At 40.3% G+C, this 18,093-nt stretch carries 18 protein-coding genes; 11 read left to right on the forward strand and 7 right to left on the reverse strand.

Going from position 1 to position 18,093, the window contains the following annotated elements:
* From CWB78_RS15970 to ampD, 5 genes are all read right to left on the reverse strand, one after another.
* Nucleotides 1-359: biotin/lipoyl-containing protein (locus tag CWB78_RS15970; protein WP_283957131.1), on the reverse strand; the 359-nt coding region annotated here is incomplete at its 3' end.
* Between the two features lie 10 nt (nt 360-369).
* On the reverse strand, nt 370-3,036 hold the full coding sequence (gene aceE / locus CWB78_RS15975; RefSeq protein ID WP_010391663.1) for a pyruvate dehydrogenase (acetyl-transferring), homodimeric type: 2,667 nt from the start codon (nt 3,034-3,036) through the stop codon (nt 370-372).
* 84 nt (nt 3,037-3,120) lie between these two features.
* The gene (pdhR, locus tag CWB78_RS15980; protein WP_008114937.1) at nt 3,121-3,870 is read right to left on the reverse strand and encodes a pyruvate dehydrogenase complex transcriptional repressor PdhR; all 750 of its coding nucleotides are present in this window, start codon (nt 3,868-3,870) and stop codon (nt 3,121-3,123) included.
* Between the two features lie 454 nt (nt 3,871-4,324).
* The gene (gene ampE / locus CWB78_RS15985) at nt 4,325-5,176 is read right to left on the reverse strand and encodes a beta-lactamase regulator AmpE (RefSeq protein WP_138596438.1); all 852 of its coding nucleotides are present in this window, start codon (nt 5,174-5,176) and stop codon (nt 4,325-4,327) included.
* A gap of 21 nt (nt 5,177-5,197) precedes the next feature.
* Nucleotides 5,198-5,743, reverse strand: coding sequence for a 1,6-anhydro-N-acetylmuramyl-L-alanine amidase AmpD (gene ampD, locus CWB78_RS15990; RefSeq protein ID WP_138596440.1), 546 nt, complete (start codon nt 5,741-5,743; stop codon nt 5,198-5,200).
* A gap of 248 nt (nt 5,744-5,991) precedes the next feature.
* Between ampD and nadC the strand changes: the two genes are divergently transcribed.
* From nadC to yacG, 7 genes are all read left to right on the forward strand, one after another.
* The gene (gene nadC, locus CWB78_RS15995) at nt 5,992-6,837 is read left to right on the forward strand and encodes a carboxylating nicotinate-nucleotide diphosphorylase (protein ID WP_016899186.1); all 846 of its coding nucleotides are present in this window, start codon (nt 5,992-5,994) and stop codon (nt 6,835-6,837) included.
* Between the two features lie 511 nt (nt 6,838-7,348).
* Nucleotides 7,349-7,798, forward strand: a complete 450-nt coding sequence (locus CWB78_RS16000; protein ID WP_138596442.1) for a pilin — start codon at nt 7,349-7,351, stop codon at nt 7,796-7,798.
* A gap of 44 nt (nt 7,799-7,842) precedes the next feature.
* Nucleotides 7,843-9,081: a type II secretion system F family protein gene (locus tag CWB78_RS16005; protein WP_138596444.1), complete on the forward strand. Its 1,239-nt coding sequence runs from the start codon at nt 7,843-7,845 to the stop codon at nt 9,079-9,081.
* A 133-nt stretch (nt 9,082-9,214) separates the two neighbouring features.
* On the forward strand, nt 9,215-10,126 hold the full coding sequence (locus CWB78_RS16010; protein WP_138596446.1) for a prepilin peptidase: 912 nt from the start codon (nt 9,215-9,217) through the stop codon (nt 10,124-10,126).
* 2 nt (nt 10,127-10,128) lie between these two features.
* Nucleotides 10,129-10,758, forward strand: a complete 630-nt coding sequence (gene coaE, locus CWB78_RS16015) for a dephospho-CoA kinase (RefSeq protein ID WP_138596448.1) — start codon at nt 10,129-10,131, stop codon at nt 10,756-10,758.
* Nucleotides 10,759-10,892: 134 nt separating this feature from the next.
* The gene (gene pilB, locus CWB78_RS16020) at nt 10,893-12,569 is read left to right on the forward strand and encodes a type IV-A pilus assembly ATPase PilB (RefSeq protein WP_054202590.1); all 1,677 of its coding nucleotides are present in this window, start codon (nt 10,893-10,895) and stop codon (nt 12,567-12,569) included.
* Nucleotides 12,570-12,634: 65 nt separating this feature from the next.
* Nucleotides 12,635-12,865: a DNA gyrase inhibitor YacG gene (yacG, locus tag CWB78_RS16025; RefSeq protein WP_138596450.1), complete on the forward strand. Its 231-nt coding sequence runs from the start codon at nt 12,635-12,637 to the stop codon at nt 12,863-12,865.
* Between the two features lie 59 nt (nt 12,866-12,924).
* On the opposite strand, the gene CWB78_RS16030 is transcribed toward yacG, so the two are convergent.
* Nucleotides 12,925-13,413 carry a Spy/CpxP family protein refolding chaperone gene (locus CWB78_RS16030; RefSeq protein WP_138596452.1) on the reverse strand — a complete coding sequence of 163 codons (489 nt, stop codon included), beginning with the start codon at nt 13,411-13,413 and terminating at the stop codon, nt 12,925-12,927.
* Between the two features lie 166 nt (nt 13,414-13,579).
* Here CWB78_RS16030 and CWB78_RS16035 point away from each other — a divergent pair, with 166 nt between their 5' ends.
* Genes CWB78_RS16035 through CWB78_RS16045 form a run of 3 tightly spaced genes read left to right on the forward strand, consistent with a single transcriptional unit; the run spans nt 13,580 to nt 16,613 of the window.
* Nucleotides 13,580-14,269, forward strand: a complete 690-nt coding sequence (locus tag CWB78_RS16035; RefSeq protein WP_075169871.1) for a response regulator — start codon at nt 13,580-13,582, stop codon at nt 14,267-14,269.
* On the forward strand, nt 14,247-15,662 hold the full coding sequence (locus tag CWB78_RS16040; protein WP_138596454.1) for an ATP-binding protein: 1,416 nt from the start codon (nt 14,247-14,249) through the stop codon (nt 15,660-15,662). The genes CWB78_RS16035 and CWB78_RS16040 overlap by 23 nt, the downstream gene beginning before the upstream one ends.
* 3 nt (nt 15,663-15,665) lie before the next feature.
* Nucleotides 15,666-16,613, forward strand: a complete 948-nt coding sequence (locus CWB78_RS16045; RefSeq protein ID WP_055012424.1) for an alpha/beta fold hydrolase — start codon at nt 15,666-15,668, stop codon at nt 16,611-16,613.
* On the opposite strand, the gene CWB78_RS16050 is transcribed toward CWB78_RS16045, so the two are convergent.
* Nucleotides 16,586-17,506: a cation diffusion facilitator family transporter gene (locus CWB78_RS16050; protein ID WP_476704311.1), complete on the reverse strand. Its 921-nt coding sequence runs from the start codon at nt 17,504-17,506 to the stop codon at nt 16,586-16,588. The genes CWB78_RS16045 and CWB78_RS16050 overlap by 28 nt on opposite strands.
* 105 nt (nt 17,507-17,611) lie before the next feature.
* On the opposite strand from CWB78_RS16050, the gene trmL reads away from it, so the two are divergent.
* Entirely contained in the window at nt 17,612-18,076 is a 465-nt protein-coding gene (gene trmL, locus CWB78_RS16055) for a tRNA (uridine(34)/cytosine(34)/5-carboxymethylaminomethyluridine(34)-2'-O)-methyltransferase TrmL (protein WP_010391841.1), read from the forward strand.
* The last annotated feature ends 17 nt before the right edge of the window (nt 18,077-18,093 follow it).

An 18,093-nucleotide genomic window follows, 5' to 3' on the forward strand; every position in this document is an offset into this window, starting at 1 on the left:
GTTACTTCAACTTCGTCATCACCAATATCTGGCACAGTGACTTCTTTGGTTGATGAAGCCGATGACGCAGCAGGTGCTGCTTCCTCGGTTTTTTCAGCTTCTTTAGAGTCAGCAGCAGAATCTTGCGCTTCACCTTCAAAGATGAACACTAAAGTGCCTGTGGTAACAGTGTCACCCACATTTACTTTAATTTCTTTTACCGTACCGGCTTGTTCAGCAGGTACTTCCATCGCAGCTTTATCACCTTCAACACTTAATAGTGATTGGTCAACTTCAACTTTATCGCCAACGCTCACTAGTATTTCGGTTACTTCTACTTCATCGCCACCGATATCAGGTACTTTAATTTCAATACTCATTGCAAACCTCTTATGCGTACAGTGGATTTAGTTTGTTAGTGTCGATGTTGAATTTTTTAATAGCTTCAACAACCACTGACTTTTCAACTTCACCACGTTTAGCAAGTTCAGATAATGTCGCAACTACCACGTAGCTTGCGTTAACTTCAAAGTGACGACGTAGGTTTTCACGGCTGTCTGAACGACCGTAACCATCTGTACCCAATACTTTGTAGTTATTGCTTGGAATAAATGAACGCGCTTGTTCTGCGTAGTTTTTCATGTAATCCGTTGCAGCAACAGTTACTGAATCGTTTAATACGCTAGTGATGTATGGCGTTTTTTGCTCGCTTTCTGGGTTAAGCATGTTGAAACGTTCAACATCTTGTCCATCACGGGTAAGTTCATTGAATGAAGTTACTGAGTAAACATCAGACGCAATACCAAACTCTTCGCTTAAAATTGCTGCAGCTTTACGCACTTCAGTCATGATAGTACCTGAGCTTAATAGCTGTACGTTGGCTTTTTTACCCTCGTAGCTTTCTAGCTTGTAGATACCTTTACGAATACCTTCTTCAGCGCCTTCTGGCATTGCTGGCTGATGGTAGTTTTCGTTCATTAGCGTTAGATAGTAGTAAATGTTTTCTTGCTCTTCACCGTACATACGACGAATACCGTCTTGCACGATAACCGCTACTTCAAATGCATAAGTAGGATCGTAAGAAATACAGTTAGGTACCGTGTTTGCAAGAATGTGGCTGTGGCCATCTTCATGCTGTAAGCCTTCACCATTTAGCGTTGTACGACCCGCTGTAGCACCTAATAAGAAACCACGTGCTTGTTGATCCCCTGCCATCCATGCCATGTCACCAACACGTTGGAAACCAAACATAGAGTAGTAAATGTAGAATGGGATCATCGGTAAGTCATTGGTACTGTAAGATGTTGCAGCAGCAACCCATGACGACATTGCACCTAGCTCGTTAATCCCTTCTTGTAATACCTGCCCTGAGGTTGCTTCTTTATAGTAAGAAACAATATCACGGTCTTGAGGGGTGTAATTTTGGCCATGTGGGTTGTAAATACCGATTTGACGGAATAAACCTTCCATACCAAAAGTACGTGCTTCATCGGCAATAATTGGCACAATATTTTTACCAATACCTTTATCTTTTAATAAGATATTAAGTGCACGCACAAAGCCCATAGTGGTTGAAATATCACGCTTTTGCTCTTCAAGTAATGGCTTGAACGCATCTACTTCTGGTAACTGTAACTTTTCAGAAAACTTAGCGATACGTGTTGGCGTGTAACCTTGTAGCGCATCACGACGTGCATGAAGGTACTTATACTCTGGAGAATCTTTTTCAAGCTCTAAGTATGGTAGCTCTTTTAATTGCTCTTCAGATACTAAATCATCTAAGCCTAAACGAGAGCGTAAGTGAGCCACATGCGACATATCCATTTTCTTAACTTGGTGCGCAATGTTTTTACCTTCAGCCGCTTCACCCATGCCGTAACCTTTTACTGTTTTAGCAAGGATCACTGTTGGACGACCTTTCGTTTCTTCTGCTTTTTTAAATGCAGCAAACAGTTTTGAAGGCTCATGACCACCGCGCTTAAGGGCGAAAATTTCTTCATCTGTCATATCAGCAACAAGTGCTGCTGTTTCTGGGTAACGACCAAAGAAATGTTCACGTACGTACGCGCCATCTTTCGCTTTATATGTTTGGTAATCACCATCAACAGTTTCGTTCATTAACTGAAGTAATTTACCTGTGGTGTCTTTAGCAAGCAGAATATCCCAACCGCTTCCCCAAACAAGTTTAATAACATTCCAGCCAGCGCCTTTAAATAGCCCTTCTAGCTCTTGAATGATTTTACCGTTACCCATTACAGGGCCATCTAAGCGCTGTAGGTTACAGTTAACTAAGTAACATAGGTTATCTAGCTTTTCACGGGCAGCAAAAGAAATAGCACCACGTGATTCTGGCTCATCCATTTCACCATCACCTAAAAACGCATATACACGTTGGTTTTTAGTGTCTTTTAAGCCACGGCCATCTAAGTACTTTAAGAAACGCGCTTGGTAAATTGAAGAAATTGGACCTAAGCCCATAGATACCGTTGGGAACTGCCAAAACTCAGGCATTAATTTAGGATGAGGGTAAGAAGGTAGGCCTTTACCATCTACTTCCTGACGGAAATTATCAAGCTGTTCGGCACTTAAACGCCCTTCAACAAATGCACGCGCATAAATACCCGGAGAAATATGACCTTGGTAATAAACTAAATCGCCGCCATCAACATCATTTGGCGCTTTAAAGAAATGGTTAAAACACACTTCGTAAAATGCAGCAGACGATTGGTAAGACGCCATATGGCCGCCTAAGTCGAGATCTTTTTTCGATGCACGCAATACAATCATAATCGCGTTCCAGCGAATAATTGAACGAATACGGCGCTCAAGATTTACATCGCCAGGGTAGGCAGGTTCTTGATCAACCGGAATCGTATTAACGTAGTTTGTGTTAATGCCTGTTGGCATATCAACACCGTCTAAACGGGCTTGTTCTAACACTTGCTCAAGTAAAAACTGAGCTCGTTCAACACCTTCTTCGCGCACAACCGATTCAAGAGCTTGTAACCACTCTTGTGTTTCTAGCGCGTCTACGTCAATTTTATTGACTTCAGACATATGGAGGTTTCCTTATGTTTAAAATACTAATTTTATGTATTGAATACTTCACTGTTAACTCAAGTTAACAGTGAATGTACTTGCTTAATTTTGTTTGGTGCGTCTTAAACTACGTTCAATTCGCGAATGCTCTTTACCCGCTTCAAGCAATGCTTCTTCAATATAGGCTAAATGCGCATTACTCGCTAAGCGAGCTTGTTCAGGATTACCGTCAATCACTGCATCCATTAATAAGCGTCTATGCTCAGCTAATTGGCTGCTTATATCTGACTTTTTAAGTAATACCGTTAAATTTTGTAAAACATTCTGCTCAAGTAAGCTTTGCATCCCTCTTACTAAATGCAGTAACACTACGTTATGAGACGCCTCTGCGATGCAAAAATGAAAGTCATTAATCGCTTTGGCTTTTTGCTTTAATTCATCTTTAGCTAATGCAATCTGATCAAAGCTCTGTTTTACTTTTGCAAAATCGTTACTTGTTCCGCGAAGTGCTGCGTAATAAGCCGCAATTCCCTCTAGCGCATGACGAAATTCTAATAAATCAAATTGCGATTCGGGGTGTTTACTGATCAAATCAAACAACGGATCAGTCAGCCCCTCTTCCAATTGATTTTTTACATACGTTCCACCACCTTGACGACGGGTTACTAGCCCTTTTGCCTCAAGCTTTTGAATGGCTTCACGCAACGACGGACGCGACACTTCAAATTGCTTAGCGAGTTCACGCTCCGGTGGTAACTTTTCTCCTGGTGCTAACGACCCCTCAAGAATCATGTTCTCAAGTTGTTGTAAAATAACATCAGATAATTTTGCCGCTTTAATTTTTAAAGACATCAATCAACGTCCGCGTTGTATAAGTGCTAGCAGCCCATTAAATAAGGCTTTTAACTGAATGACCTGACCAAAAGGTAAATTGGTCATACCAAATTTTGCCATACGTTATCAAAAACCGTAATTACTGTCAATTTACAGCAGTTTTAAAGCCCTAAGGCCAGCGTAACGTAATTTAAACAAAGTTCAAATAATACACAGATCACAGAGGGTAAAGAAAGGTTAATAAGATGAAAAACAAATGGTCAGACCAGCTAACTTTGATGTTCGGGGTTCGGGGTTCGGCAGTAGGATAAAACGTAGCGCCTCATACAAACATACCTTTATTTTATTGTAATCGAGAGTTTACCTCCCGCATATTTAGGGTCTAGGTTAAAGATCAAAGGTTTTAAGCCCGTTCCCCGTTGCTCATTGCTCGTAGCCCGCCAACTAATACCTAGAACCTAACCCCTGCTCTTTAACTTAAACCACCAAATAAAGTCATTAAGGCAATTAATACTAAATAAAAAAGTACATTTCGCTTAACCAGTTTGATCATGCAGGTGGCCTCAAAGGTGCAACCATAGTAGCGCTCTTCAACTTGTTCAGCCGCTAGCGCCGTATAAGTAACCACCTTGCGATTAGGGCTTGAAAAGTCAAACACGTAATGCAGCCAACAACTAGTCCCTTTATTAAAGTTACCAATCACTAAATAACCAAAACTGGTAATACGCGCTGGGAGCCAATCTAGCCAAAACAATAAACGGTGGATTAACTTAAAATGCTTAGCAATTACTTCATCACGATTGTCACTCACTAAGTCGGCAAAAGTGCGCACTAGCGCATAAAAAACAGCACCGACAACACCCAATACCACAAACCAAAATATAACCGCACAATAAAATCGAAAGTTAACCCAAGCCAGCGTTTGCCCTAAGGTTTCACCTCCTTGTTGCTCCTCAGTGCGCTTTTGTCCCAATTGCAAAGCGTATAAGGTAGCTGCAGTTTGATCACCTCGAGTTAATGCATTGAGGTACGACTTATACAAAGCACGCTGTTTAGCACAACCAAAGCACACCAATAACACTGCCACATTAAAAACAAGCTGCCAAAGTACAAAGTCAGATAAAAAATACACACACCCAATAGCAATCACAGGCAGGAATAGCCAAATTAAAAACCCCGTAGCTGTGCCAAATAAACCTTTATTGGTCAATAAATTAACAGAGCGAGTTAAGTAGCCATTAGCGTAATAACTCATTTGCCAATGCGCAGAGCGAGCACCTAAACGCTCAAGTATCAGTGCTATTATTATTGAAACCAAAACCATGTTGCTACTCGCTTTACTTAGTTATTCAATTAGGTTAAAAAATTTACGCCAGTTAAAACTCGCCCCAGGGTCGGTTTTTCGCCCAGGGGCAATATCGCAGTGCCCTACTATATTACTGGCTGTTATTTTTGGGTAATGCTGCATAATAGCTTGCGCCAATACAGCTAAACTTTGATATTGACCATCGGTATAATTAGTTGTATCTGTGCCCTCAAGCTCTATACCTATACTAAAATCATTACAATTTTGTTGTCCAGCAAAGCAGGAACGCCCCGCATGCCATGCACGTTTTTCAAAAGGTACATACTGTATAATCTCGCCGCAGCGCTTAATAAAACAATGCGCTGATACTCTAAGCCCTTCTAGGTCACTAAAGCTAGGGTGCGCATTACAATCAATACACCCCATAAATAAGTCATCAACGTAAGAAGTGTTAAATTGCCCAGCGGGTAATGAAATATTATGAATAACCAACAGCGAAATATCGCAGTGAGCAGGTCGCTCATCAAAGTGGCTACACGCCCGCTGGCTAATATTATTTATAACGCCTAAAGAATCTATTTTCATACTATTTATTTAAAACTTATGTAGCCCGTTACCCGCATCCCGTTACCCGTAGCTCGCAGCGCTCAAGTTAATCAACCAAAATTGATGTATCTCAAGATGCTAATAGATTTAACCCTATAAAGATAGCGTAATACCAAACGATAAAATATGATTAACGCGTTAATTTTTAGTTTAGTTGTTAGCTGCTTCTATTTAGTAATTAAACAGAGTAAAATTTAGTTAATCTATTATCTACTATGAGCTTTTTCATGTCTATTTCGCATACCCTAATTAGCCAACTTGTTACCTTAGCACTGGATGAAGACCTAAATAACCAAAGCGCAGAACAAGGCGATATTACCGCACAGCTTATTCCGCAAGCAGAGCAAGCCAATGCGAAAGTGATCACCCGTGAAGACTGCATTTTTTGTGGTAAAGATCTAATCATTGAAGTGTTCAAACAAGTCGACCCAAGTGTGGTTGTAAACATATGCGTTAACGATGGCGACTTTGTTAGTGCCAATAGCACCCTATTTACCGCCTCAGGCTCTGCTCGCGCTATTTTAACGGCTGAGCGAACTGCACTTAATTTTGTACAAACGCTTTCTGGCACAGCCACCACCACAGCGCATTATGTAAAAGAGCTAAGTGGTACTAGCACGCAACTACTCGATACTCGTAAAACCATACCTGGGCTAAGAGCATTGCAAAAATACGCAGTTAAGTGTGGTGGCGGTGCAAACCACCGAATTGGTTTGTTTGATGCGTTTTTAATTAAAGAAAACCACATAGCGGCTTGTGGAGGAATTAATAACGCAGTAGTTCAAGCTAAGCTAAATCATGCCGATAAACCTATAGAGGTTGAGGTTGAATCGTTTGATGAGCTAGAGCAAGCCATTAACGCTGGCGCCGACATCATAATGTTGGATAACTTTAATCCAGAGCAAATACGCCAAGCAGTTAGCATTACAAATAAGCGCGCTAAGTTAGAAGTATCAGGCAATATGACCCTAGAAACACTAAAAGCCTACTCGCAAGCAGGTGTGGACTTTATCTCAAGTGGCGCGCTTACAAAAAATTTACAATCAATCGATTTATCGATGCGATTTGAGTAAACAATGTAAAATTTTATTTATATATTCTTGCGCTAATTGATTGACAGCTTTTAAAAAAGGGCATTAAATAATTCAAAAGGACCATTTTAACAAGTTATTAAATTAATGCGTTTTTTATAGTGTTTTTACATACAAAAGCGCAATAAACAGTGTTAGACTCATTCATATTGACTAGTTTTAAATTTTCAATTAGTTAAAAAGACTGAAAAAGCATTTATAAGGGATAGAATAAAAATAAGCGATAGGGTTTATTTTTATAATTAGCTTGTAACTTACGCGGGTTATAACTAACTTTTAATAGTTAGGTTTATGCTCAAGTAAGGGACAAATTAACGAATAACCGCCATAAAGTGCGTGTCTTCGCGGAAAATTTTTACCGCTTAAACACAGCACTAAATTTGGCAAAATGATTTTATTTTTGTAGTAACAGGTTAAGTGAACAACATAAGTTACATTTTAAAAACTTATACCCGTTTGGCTTACCACAACATTATCCTTTAGGAGAGGAAACATGCAAACAATGACACAACAGAACCAAAAGGGTTTCACCCTAATTGAATTAATGATTGTAGTAGCAATCATCGGTATTTTAGCAGCCGTAGCACTGCCTGCTTATCAGGACTATACTTTAAAGGCTCGATTTGCTGAAGTTAAAACATCTGCTGCATCTGTAAAAACCACTATGGCGCAATGCTTACAGGAAAATAATAATATTATTGCATCTTGTGATTCATATGTAGACTTAGGTATTGCTGCTCCAGTAGCAAATGATAACTTAGCATCAGTAGCAATCGCAGAAACAACAGGTGTAATCACTGCCACAGGGACAGCTAGTGCAGGTGGTTTTACTTACACGCTAACTCCTCCAACAGTTGCCGCTGGTGCTGCACCTTCTTCAACATTTGTTTTTACGGTTGGTGGTACATGCTCAACACAAACAAGAATACCTAACCTTTGTTAATAACAAGTAGAGAAGGGCGCTAGCCCTTTTCTACTGTGTAAATTATGAGTAGAGATATTAAAAATCAAAAGAATGATAAACAGGATACCTTTCAATGGGTTGGTGTAAGCGCACGCGGAAAAAAGCTTGAAGGAGAGCTTACGGGATCTAGTATTGCATTAGTCAAAGCACAATTACGCAAACAAGGCATTACCCCCTCAAAAGTAAAGCGTAAAGCCAAACCATTGTTTGGTTTACAGAGTATACAAAAAATCACTCCAAAAGATATTGCCTTAGTTACTCGACAAATTGCCACTATGCTGATGGCCGGTGTACCGCTGATACAATCCATTGAAATGATAGCCTCGGGCTTCACCAATAAAAGCGTCACCAAACTAATGAATACTATTGGCGATGAAGTTAAAGCTGGGCAACCATTGTCTATGGCGCTTAGAAAGCATCCCCGTTATTTTGATGACTTATATTGCGATTTAGTGGCCTCTGGTGAGCAGTCGGGCGCTTTAGATAAAATATTTGACCGCGTTGCGCTTTATAAAGAAAAGTCAGAGGCGCTGAAATCAAAAATTAAAAAAGCTATGTTTTATCCTGCAGCTGTTTTAGTTGTGGCATTCATTGTTACCTCTATTCTGTTAATTTTTGTAGTACCGCAATTTCAAGATATTTTTGCTGGCTTTGGCGCCGAACTGCCCGCTTTTACCTTATTTGTTATTGGTATTTCTGAATTTATGCAAGCCAACTGGTGGATAGCGCTCATTGCAGTGGTTGCCTTTGGTTATATATTTAAAGAAGCCCATTTAAGAAGCTTAAAACTTCGTGATGCCACTGACCGCGCCATACTTAAGCTCCCGGTTGTTGGCATGATTTTAAATAAAGCCGCCGTGGCGCGCTATGCGCGTACTTTATCGACCACCTTTGCTGCTGGTGTACCGCTAGTAGATGCGCTTGACTCTGCAGCTGGTGCATCAGGTAATGCGGTTTACCGTTATGCTATTTTGGAAATAAAAGCCGAGGTAAGCTCAGGAAACCAAATGAACTGGGCAATGCGCAACTCTAAAATATTCCCCGATATGGTAATACAAATGGTTGCCATTGGTGAAGAATCAGGATCGCTTGATGGCATGCTCGCTAAAGTCGCCACTATTTACGAGCAAGAAGTAGATGACGCGGTAGATGGCTTATCAAGCCTATTAGAGCCGTTAATAATGGCGGTACTCGGTGTATTAGTGGGTGGCTTAATTATTGCCATGTATTTACCTATTTTCCAACTAGGCTCAGTTGTTTAGACAGGTTTTAGGCGCGGGGTTCGAGGCCCGCAGCTCGTCGCTCGAACCTTGAACCTAACATCCTAAACCCTAACTTTGCACTTATATAAAACCACTGTATTATCAACACAGAATTTAGTTTTAGGTAAAATAAATGCAAAGTTTTTTTATTGATATCAGCAACGCGATGCAAAATCATTTATGGTTTTACTTAACCACGATTGGACTGGTGAGTTTATGTATTGGTAGCTTTTTAAATGTGGTGATATATCGCTTGCCACTAATGATGCAAAAAGAATGGCAAACTGAATGCCGCCTATTATTAGCCGATGAACTAACCAGCCCAAAGACTGAACAAACCACTTCACAAACTACTGACACGTTTAATTTAGTTAAGCCCAACTCATGTTGTCCTAAGTGCAAAGCAGCCATTAAACCATGGCAAAACATTCCTATATTTAGTTGGTTATTTTTAAAAGGTAAATGCGCAACCTGTGATAACCCAATTTCAGTGCGTTACCCAATCGTTGAAGCCATTACCGCTATTTTAAGCCTAGTTGTTGCGTACACTTTTGGCGCAACTGAGCAGGCTTTATTGTACATTGTAGTTACTTGGATATTAGTGGCACTAACTTTTATTGATATTGATCACATGTTGCTGCCAGATCAGCTTACTTTACCGCTTTTATGGCTAGCATTAATCGCCTCAGTAGTGGGTTATACCATAGCACCTAGCGATGCCATTATTGGTGCAGCATGTGGTTACTTAAGCTTATGGAGCGTGTTTTGGCTGTTTAAGCTAATTACTGGCAAAGAAGGTATGGGTTATGGCGACTTTAAATTACTGGCGGTGTTTGGCGCACTGCTGGGTTGGCAATCGTTATTGACCATTATTTTACTCTCAAGCGTAGTTGGCGCTGTTATTGGCATTGCCCTACTGAGTATTCAAGGTAAAGACAAAGCAACGCCTATTCCTTTTGGCCCTTACTTAGCAATAGCCGGTTGGATCACTATGCTATGGGGGATGCAACTGCAAGACAGCTATTTTAATTTTATTGGCTACTAACTATGAACAATACACAACATCATAAAAACAACTGGGTATTGGGACTAACCGGCGGAATTGGCTGCGGTAAAACCGCAGTTAGCGATATGTTGGCAGAGCTAGGCATTACTATCGTTGATGCGGATATTGTGGCTCGCCAAGTAGTTGAACCTGGCACTGATGGTCTAAAAGCTATTGTTAAGCATTTTGGCACTGACATACTCGATGAACATGGCTCATTAAACCGTGGCGAACTACGATCGCGGATTTTTAGTAATCCGGAGCAAAAAACATGGCTCAATGCGCTGCTGCACCCTTTAATACGCACTAAACTGCTCACTGACTTAAAAAACGCGCAAAGCGACTATGTGGTTTTAGTTGCCCCGTTATTATTCGAAAACGGGCTTGATAGCTACTGTAATCGCACCTTGCTGATTGATGTACCAGTAGAAATACAAATTACCCGCACCACAAAACGTGACAATATAAGCTCTGAACAAGCAAAACAAATTATTGACGCACAAATGTCTCGTGAACATAAACAACAAAAAGCGGATGATATTTTAAATAACAACCGCGATTTAAACAATGTAAAACAAGACTTACTTAAGCTACATAATTATTATTTACAGCAAGCAAAGTCTACAATATAGAGTGACTGACCCAATCACAGCGCAATAAACTGATATTTTTATCGGTAAATTATCTGCTGCATTGGTACGATTAATGTATTCCTTTCTTTTTTCTGATAAATTGCTGAGTAAAGAAGGATTAAATCAGGTGCGCAATGAATATTAACTCACCGTTACTAAGAAAGTTTATTACCCTCGGCCGGGTTGATACCGATACCGTAAAAGCCAGGCAGCAAGACTTTGCGTCAACCGCAGAACTTATTTCTAAATGCGGAAAAATAGATAGCAACGATTTAGCTGAGCAATGTATTGATTTGTTTAGGGTGCCTTTTTTTGATTTAAAAGATTTTAATGTTGCACAAATTCCTGCCGAGCTAGTTAAAGAAAAACTGATCCGCAAGCATCATATTTTACCTTTGGTACAAAAAGGCAGAAAAGTATATATTGCCGCTTCAGATCCTACCGATTACGGCGCTTTTGAAAACTTTGAATTTAGCACCGGTTTATCGTGTGAAGTGGTGGTGGTTGACTACCTACAGCTTGACCATAAAATTGAGCAACTACTTGATGCTGCAGGTAGCCTTAACTTAAGTGAGGATGAATTTAAAGAGTTTGCTGAACTAGATTCTGAGCCACAAAAAGATCATACGCCTAAAGACGATGACAAAGACGACGCTCCTATTATTGTCTACATTAATAAAATTTTAATGGACGCAATAAAAAAAGGCGCTTCGGATCTTCACTTTGAACCTTATGAACATAAATACCGTATTCGCTTTCGTATCGACGGAATTTTGCATGAGGTAGCCAGCCCGCCAAACACCTTGGCCAGTAAGCTATCTGCTCGTATAAAAGTTATGTCACGCCTTGATATCGCTGAAAAACGTAAGCCACAAGATGGCCGCATAAAACTCAAAGTGACAGAACGTAAAAGTATTGATTTTCGTGTTAGTACCATGCCTACCTTATGGGGCGAAAAAATTGTAATGCGTATCCTCGATTCATCAAGTGCCATGTTAGGTATTGATGTTTTAGGCTATGAACCCGAACAGAAAGAGCTCTACCTCGATGCACTAAATCAACCTCAGGGGATGATTTTAGTTACTGGCCCAACTGGCTCGGGTAAAACCGTATCCCTGTATACGGGCTTAAATATACTAAATCAGCCCGAGCGAAATATTAGTACCGCCGAAGATCCGGTAGAAATTAACCTCGAAGGGATTAACCAAGTACAAATAAACACTAAAGCCGACATGACATTTGCTAACGCTTTGCGCGCATTTTTACGCCAAGATCCCGATGTAGTAATGGTAGGTGAGATACGTGATTTAGAAACCGCTGAAATATCTATTAAGGCGGCGCAAACCGGTCATTTAGTGTTATCTACATTACATACTAACTCAGCACCAGAAACCATTACTCGTTTGTTAAATATGGGCGTACCCGCGTATAATGTGGCCAGTTCAATCAGCTTGATAATCGCCCAGCGTTTAGCCCGAAGGTTATGCTCTAAATGTAAAACGCCAGAGCAATTACCCCGTGAAGAACTTATGCGCCAAGGCTTTAGTGAACAGCAAATACAGGATATGGTTTTATATGCCCCTAAAGGCTGTGAAAACTGTACAGATGGCTTCAAAGGCCGTGTTGGTATTTACGAAGTTATGAAAGTTACTCCAGAAATTGCACAAATTATTATGCGTGGGGGTAACTCACTAGAAATTGCCGAAGTATCACTTAAAGCAGGGTTTAATAACATACGCTTATCAGGTCTTCGAAAAGCAGCAGAGGGCGTTACCTCTCTGGCTGAGATAAACCGTGTCACTAGTTTTTAAATAAAGTGCTTAGTTGCTTAACGATAAATTGAGCGGCTAAGCCTATATCAATTTGAGAGTAAATTATGCCAACTATGGTTAACTGCCCAACCTGCAAAGTAAAAGTAGAATGGTCAGCACAAAGTCCGCACCGCCCTTTTTGTTCAAAGCGTTGCCAACTTATTGACTTAGGTGAGTGGTCGTTTGAAAATAATAAAATTTTAGCACCCATCACCTCTGCAGATGAATTCAATCAAGACATGATTGAAGACATTGAAGCAATGATGGCAAAAAATGAAGATGACTTTTTTAAATAATCACTCGTGTAATATAAAAAAGCCAGCATTTAGCTGGCTTTTTGCTTTGCGTTAAAACCTTATGCTCTATGTTTACGGTGTTTTTTATTCATTCGCTGCTGTATTTTAGCTAACTTTTCTTTTTGCTCAGCGTTAAGCAATTGCATTACTTGATGCTGGGTTTTTAATTTAATTAACCCCAATTGCTGTTTCTTATCTTGGCGTGCGGTTAATAACTCTTTCGCTGCATTTTCGTCAAAATTTGGCGCTGACAATAATGCATCCATTTGCGCTTTATAGGCTTGGCGCTGTGCCTTACGTGCGTTTTTGTCTTGGCTTCTTAGTGCTTTAATTTGCGTTTTTTGCGCTGTAAAAATCGCTTTTAGTTGTGTTTGTTGACCTTGCGTAAGTGCCAGCTTATCTGCTGCTCGCTCAGAGAGTAAAAAGCGCGCTTGAGAGTGACCTTGTTTATAGCCATCGCCTTTTGCGAATGCGCTGCCCGCACTGAGTGTTGCAGCTGTTAAGCCACATATAAGTACTAATTTTGATAGCGTGTTTACTTTAGTCATAATCATCACCTTTATATTGGGTTGGTTGTTGGCTGCTAACCAGTGTGTTCACTATAACTGGCTCAATGCAAAGTAACGCAAAGCAGTGTAAAGGTTATGTAAAGACTAACTATTGATACATTAAACGCGTAAAATAAAACCATAAACAGCGCGTAAGGCTTTATATATGAAACTATTAATGATTGATGATGATACCGGTTTATGCGAATTATTAAGCGAATACCTAAGTGCACAGGGCTTTAGCGTTCAAACCTCACATGATGGTCAACAAGGCTTAGAGCTTGCCTTGCAAAACGATTACGCGCTTATATTACTAGACGTTATGCTGCCCTCTATAGATGGCTTTGAAGTGCTGAAGCAACTCAGGCAAAGTAAATTAACACCAGTGATTATGTTGACCGCTAAAGGAGAAGACTTTGACCGTATTTTTGGTTTAGAGCTCGGCGCTGACGACTACATACCAAAGCCGTTTAATCACAGAGAACTCCTTGCCCGCGTAAAAGCAATTACTCGCCGCATTGAACATATAAATAGTGTAAGCAATAACACTAATAAAAAGCTCTCTTTAAATGGTATTACTATTAATTTTGCTGCGCGAGAGGCCAGTATTAATAACAGCCCCCTCACACTAACGGGCACCGAATACGAAATACTCGCTTTATTGATAAAACACGCGCCTGATGTAATTAGCAAAGAGCAAATAAGCGAAGATGTATTAGGCAGACGCTTAGCATCTTTCGACCGTTCTATAGATATGCATGTGAGTAATATTCGTAAAAAAATAGCCGAGCATATTGAGGGCGATAAAATTAAAACAATGAGGGGAACGGGTTATGTCTTCATCCAAGGAGAATAAACCTCTGCGTTTTAGTTGGCTTCGCCACCCACGGTATTATTTATTTTTTAAGGTCTTTACGTGGTTTTGGCTGACGATTATAGGCACTTTTACAGCGCTCTTTTTCTTAAGTAATATTTCACTAATAAACGCTATTAGCCATGATCCACTACAAGGGCCGATGCAAAAAAACCTAGAATATTTGGCACGAGGTATTGAGCGTAGCGCACATAAACACAAGCGCTCTATTAATGATATTATTACTCATCCGCGTTTAACTAAACGTAAGTTACTTTATTTAAATTCGCAAAATAGCGATGAAGTGTTGATCAGTAAAAATGTTGAGAACAATATTGATTTAAGCTTACTTAACTTTAGTAAGGGCATGTCGCCACAGGTTATTTTTACTGAATATTACCAAGCTTTTGGCCCTGTACGCATTCGGGTTCCTGAAGGGGAATTTGAGTTATATGAAATCGATATCAATCAGCAGCGACCACTCTTTATTCGCTTAAGATTATTACCCGTTTGGTTAAAAATTTCCATTGCAATTATCGCCTCACTTACATTAAGTTTCTTATTTAGTCGTAACTTAATTGCCCCTATAAATAGCTTAAAACAAGCAGCAGTCAAACTCTCAAACGGTGATTTAAGTGCACGTGCGGCGATAAATAGTCAGCGAAAAGATGAACTTGGAGTTTTAGGACGCGACTTTAACCGTATGGCTGATCAACTTGAGCAGCTACTTAGCGCTCAAAAGCGCTTATTAGCCGATATATCCCATGAATTACGCTCTCCGCTAACCCGTTTAAAAATGGCTACGGGGTTGGCACAAATGCAAGCAAGTGAAGCAAGCCAATCGTATTTACTGCGTATTGAAAAAGAAGCTAATCAACTAGATAAAATGATAGCCGATGTATTGCAGGTATCGCGCTTAGAAGCTAATAGCCAACCTTTATCGCTGCAAACACAGTCGCTGCAAGTGATTGTTGACCATGTGATTAACGATGCTCAGTTTGAAGCAAAACAGCACAATAAAACCCTAGTTGTACACGGTAATGTTGAAGTAAATATAGAGTGCGACGAAATGTTGATTGCCAGTGCCTTAGAGAACATTCTGCGCAACGCCATTAAATATGCACAACATACTATTAGTATCAGCTTAAAACACAGTGATACCATATACATACAAATATGTGATGATGGTCCAGGCGTCCCTAAACCGCAACTTGATAAGTTGTGTGAACCGTTTTTTAGGCAATCAGATGCACGCGACCGCATCAGCGGGGGTACGGGGTTAGGGTTAGCCATTGCAAAAAATGCGGTAATAGCGCATGGCGGAAATTTAGTCTTATCGAATAAAGAACAAGGTGGCTTGTGTGCTAATATAACCTTGCCGTTAATCAAAGAGTAAAGCATGTTTTATAGTTCAGAAGCCCAGCTTGAGAGTAATCAAGAGGCCATTAGTGTTTTTTATACTTCACATTTAACTAAAAGCTACTTAGATACACCTGCAGGAAAGTTATTTTACGCATACGCAATCCCTAACAATGCTACCACTGCAGTGGTGATAAGTACGGGGCGTGTTGAGGGCCTAGAAAAGTATAAAGAACTGATATGGGAGCTATACTGTAATAATTTTGCTGTGTTTATTATGGATCACCAAGGTCAGGGGCGCTCTTACAGACATCTTAAAAATAAGCATAAAGGCTTTGTAAAACATTATAATAACTACAGCAATGATCTTAATAATTTTGATCAGCAAATAGTTTCAAAGCATTGGCAAGGTAAAAAAGTCATGCTGGCTCATTCAATGGGTAGCGCGATAGCAGTTGATTATTTAGCTAATTTTGAAAACAGCTATAAAGGTGTGTTTTTGTCTGCGCCTATGTTTGATATTTTTACAAAAGACGTACCAAAAATACCAACGCAATTTATTGTTAACTTAGCCACTTGGCTTGGTTTACACTCTTGCTATGCATTTGGACAAGGCAACTACAACCCAATCCCATTTACAGAAAACGTACTTACTAGCAGCGAGGAGCGTTACACCTACTTTAGGCAAGCCTATCAATTAGAACCTAACATACAATTGGGTGGCGTTACGTTTGGCTGGCTCGCAGCTACGATATCATTCTTAAAGTCGATTGATAATCTAAACGTACCAATTCCATTGTTTATAGCAAGTGCAGCTAGCGATACAGTGGTTAATAACAAAGCGCAGTATAGTTTTGCAAAAAGGCATGCTCATGCAACAATCGAGAGTTTTGCAGATGCAAAACACGAGCTACTTTTTGAACGTGACGAAATTCGAAAGCCGCTATTAGCTAATTTTTATCAGTTTTGTGAGTCTGTTACTTCTTGAGCAGTTTTAGAATTCACTAAAACAGAAAGCGGATCGAGGTGGATGAGTATATCTACCTCAGATTCAAAACGAGCACTTATCATGGCTTCTACTTCATCTGCTACTTTATGGGCACGAATAAGTGGTAAATTGTCATCAAGCTCTAAATGCAGCTGAATAAACTTAACTTTACCGCCTTGTCGAGTGCGAATACCGTGCACCCCATAAACGTCATTATGGTTACGCGCTATTTCAAAAATGCTTTGCTTTTCTTCATCGGGCAGCTCTTTATCCATTAAGTGTGAGGCACTCTCTGTTGCTATATCCCAGCTGTTATAAAGTAAATACCCTGCCACACCTATCGCAAACAAAGGGTCAGCATACAGTACCCCGTAATAGGCCAGCAAAATAGCAAGTAGCACCGCAGCGTTTAAAATTAAATCGCCTTTGTAGTGCACAGAATCGGCTTTTATAGCGATTGACTCTGTATGCTTCACGACTTTATTTTGCACAAATACAATCACTAATGTACACACTATGGCAAAAATACTGACCCAAACACCTAATAATGAATGTGTCAGCTCTACGGGGTTAATGAGTCGCTCAATACCGTGAAACGCCAATAAACAACCCGAGCCTGCAATAAAAGCTGCTTGCCCTAACCCTGCAAGCGCCTCAGCTTTACCGTGACCAAATCGGTGGTCATCGTCAGCAGGGCGCAGTGCATACGATAAAACCAAAAAGCTCATTAGTGTCGCTGTGATATCCATTAATGAGTCGGTTAATGAGCCAAGCATTGACGCCGAACCCGATGCCAGCCATGCCCATGCTTTGGTCGCAATCATTAGGCTAACCATGACCATGGTCACGATGCTAGAGGCCTTGACCCAAAATTCATAACTGCGATTGTGCACGTATCTTTCCGTTTTATGCTGTATTTAATGTTTTCAGTATATCATTTTTTATCCATTGTTCGTGTATACTGAGCCCGTCAAATTAAAGATTTTATAGGGCTTATTGTGCTGGATATTGTTTTATACCAACCTGAAATTCCGCCTAACACCGGGAATATCATTCGTTTATGTGCCAATACAGGCTATGCACTGCATTTAATTGAACCGTTAGGGTTTGAGTGGGATGACAAACGTGTAAAACGCGCTGGCCTTGATTATCACGAATTTAGTCATGTGCAACGTCATGCTTCATTTGAAGCTTACTTAGAAAAGTGCCAGCCTAAAAAAGTGTATGCGTGCACCACTAAAGGTAGTCAGTTTCATCACCAAGCACAGTATGAAGCGGGTGACTGTTTGGTATTTGGTCCAGAAACCCGAGGCTTACCTGATGACATGATTCAAGCACTGCCAAACGAGCAACGCGTGCGTATTCCTATGCAAGCCGATAGCCGCAGTATGAATCTATCTAATGCGGTCGCTGTGTTTGTGTATGAATCTTGGCGCCAGCTTGGTTTTCCAAACGCCCAATAAGGTTTTAGGTTTTAGGT

Source organism: Pseudoalteromonas sp. S1612, from assembly GCF_005887175.1.
GTDB lineage: Bacteria > Pseudomonadota > Gammaproteobacteria > Enterobacterales > Alteromonadaceae > Pseudoalteromonas > Pseudoalteromonas undina.

Excerpts from the sequence above, each read along its gene's own strand:
- pdhR (WP_008114937.1), bottom strand. The coding sequence starts at position 3,870 with ATGTCTTTAAAAATTAAAGCGGCAAAATTATCTGATGTTATTTTACAA.
- coaE (WP_138596448.1), top strand. The coding sequence starts at position 10,129 with ATGAACAATACACAACATCATAAAAACAACTGGGTATTGGGACTAACC.
- ampE (WP_138596438.1), bottom strand. The coding sequence starts at position 5,176 with ATGGTTTTGGTTTCAATAATAATAGCACTGATACTTGAGCGTTTAGGT.
- CWB78_RS16045 (WP_055012424.1), top strand. The coding sequence starts at position 15,666 with ATGTTTTATAGTTCAGAAGCCCAGCTTGAGAGTAATCAAGAGGCCATT.
- CWB78_RS16010 (WP_138596446.1), top strand. The coding sequence starts at position 9,215 with ATGCAAAGTTTTTTTATTGATATCAGCAACGCGATGCAAAATCATTTA.
- pilB (WP_054202590.1), top strand. The coding sequence starts at position 10,893 with ATGAATATTAACTCACCGTTACTAAGAAAGTTTATTACCCTCGGCCGG.
- CWB78_RS16000 (WP_138596442.1), top strand. The coding sequence starts at position 7,349 with ATGCAAACAATGACACAACAGAACCAAAAGGGTTTCACCCTAATTGAA.
- CWB78_RS16005 (WP_138596444.1), top strand. The coding sequence starts at position 7,843 with ATGAGTAGAGATATTAAAAATCAAAAGAATGATAAACAGGATACCTTT.
- CWB78_RS16030 (WP_138596452.1), bottom strand. The coding sequence starts at position 13,413 with ATGACTAAAGTAAACACGCTATCAAAATTAGTACTTATATGTGGCTTA.
- nadC (WP_016899186.1), top strand. The coding sequence starts at position 5,992 with ATGTCTATTTCGCATACCCTAATTAGCCAACTTGTTACCTTAGCACTG.
- ampD (WP_138596440.1), bottom strand. The coding sequence starts at position 5,743 with ATGAAAATAGATTCTTTAGGCGTTATAAATAATATTAGCCAGCGGGCG.
- aceE (WP_010391663.1), bottom strand. The coding sequence starts at position 3,036 with ATGTCTGAAGTCAATAAAATTGACGTAGACGCGCTAGAAACACAAGAG.
- CWB78_RS16040 (WP_138596454.1), top strand. The coding sequence starts at position 14,247 with ATGTCTTCATCCAAGGAGAATAAACCTCTGCGTTTTAGTTGGCTTCGC.
- yacG (WP_138596450.1), top strand. The coding sequence starts at position 12,635 with ATGCCAACTATGGTTAACTGCCCAACCTGCAAAGTAAAAGTAGAATGG.
- CWB78_RS16035 (WP_075169871.1), top strand. The coding sequence starts at position 13,580 with ATGAAACTATTAATGATTGATGATGATACCGGTTTATGCGAATTATTA.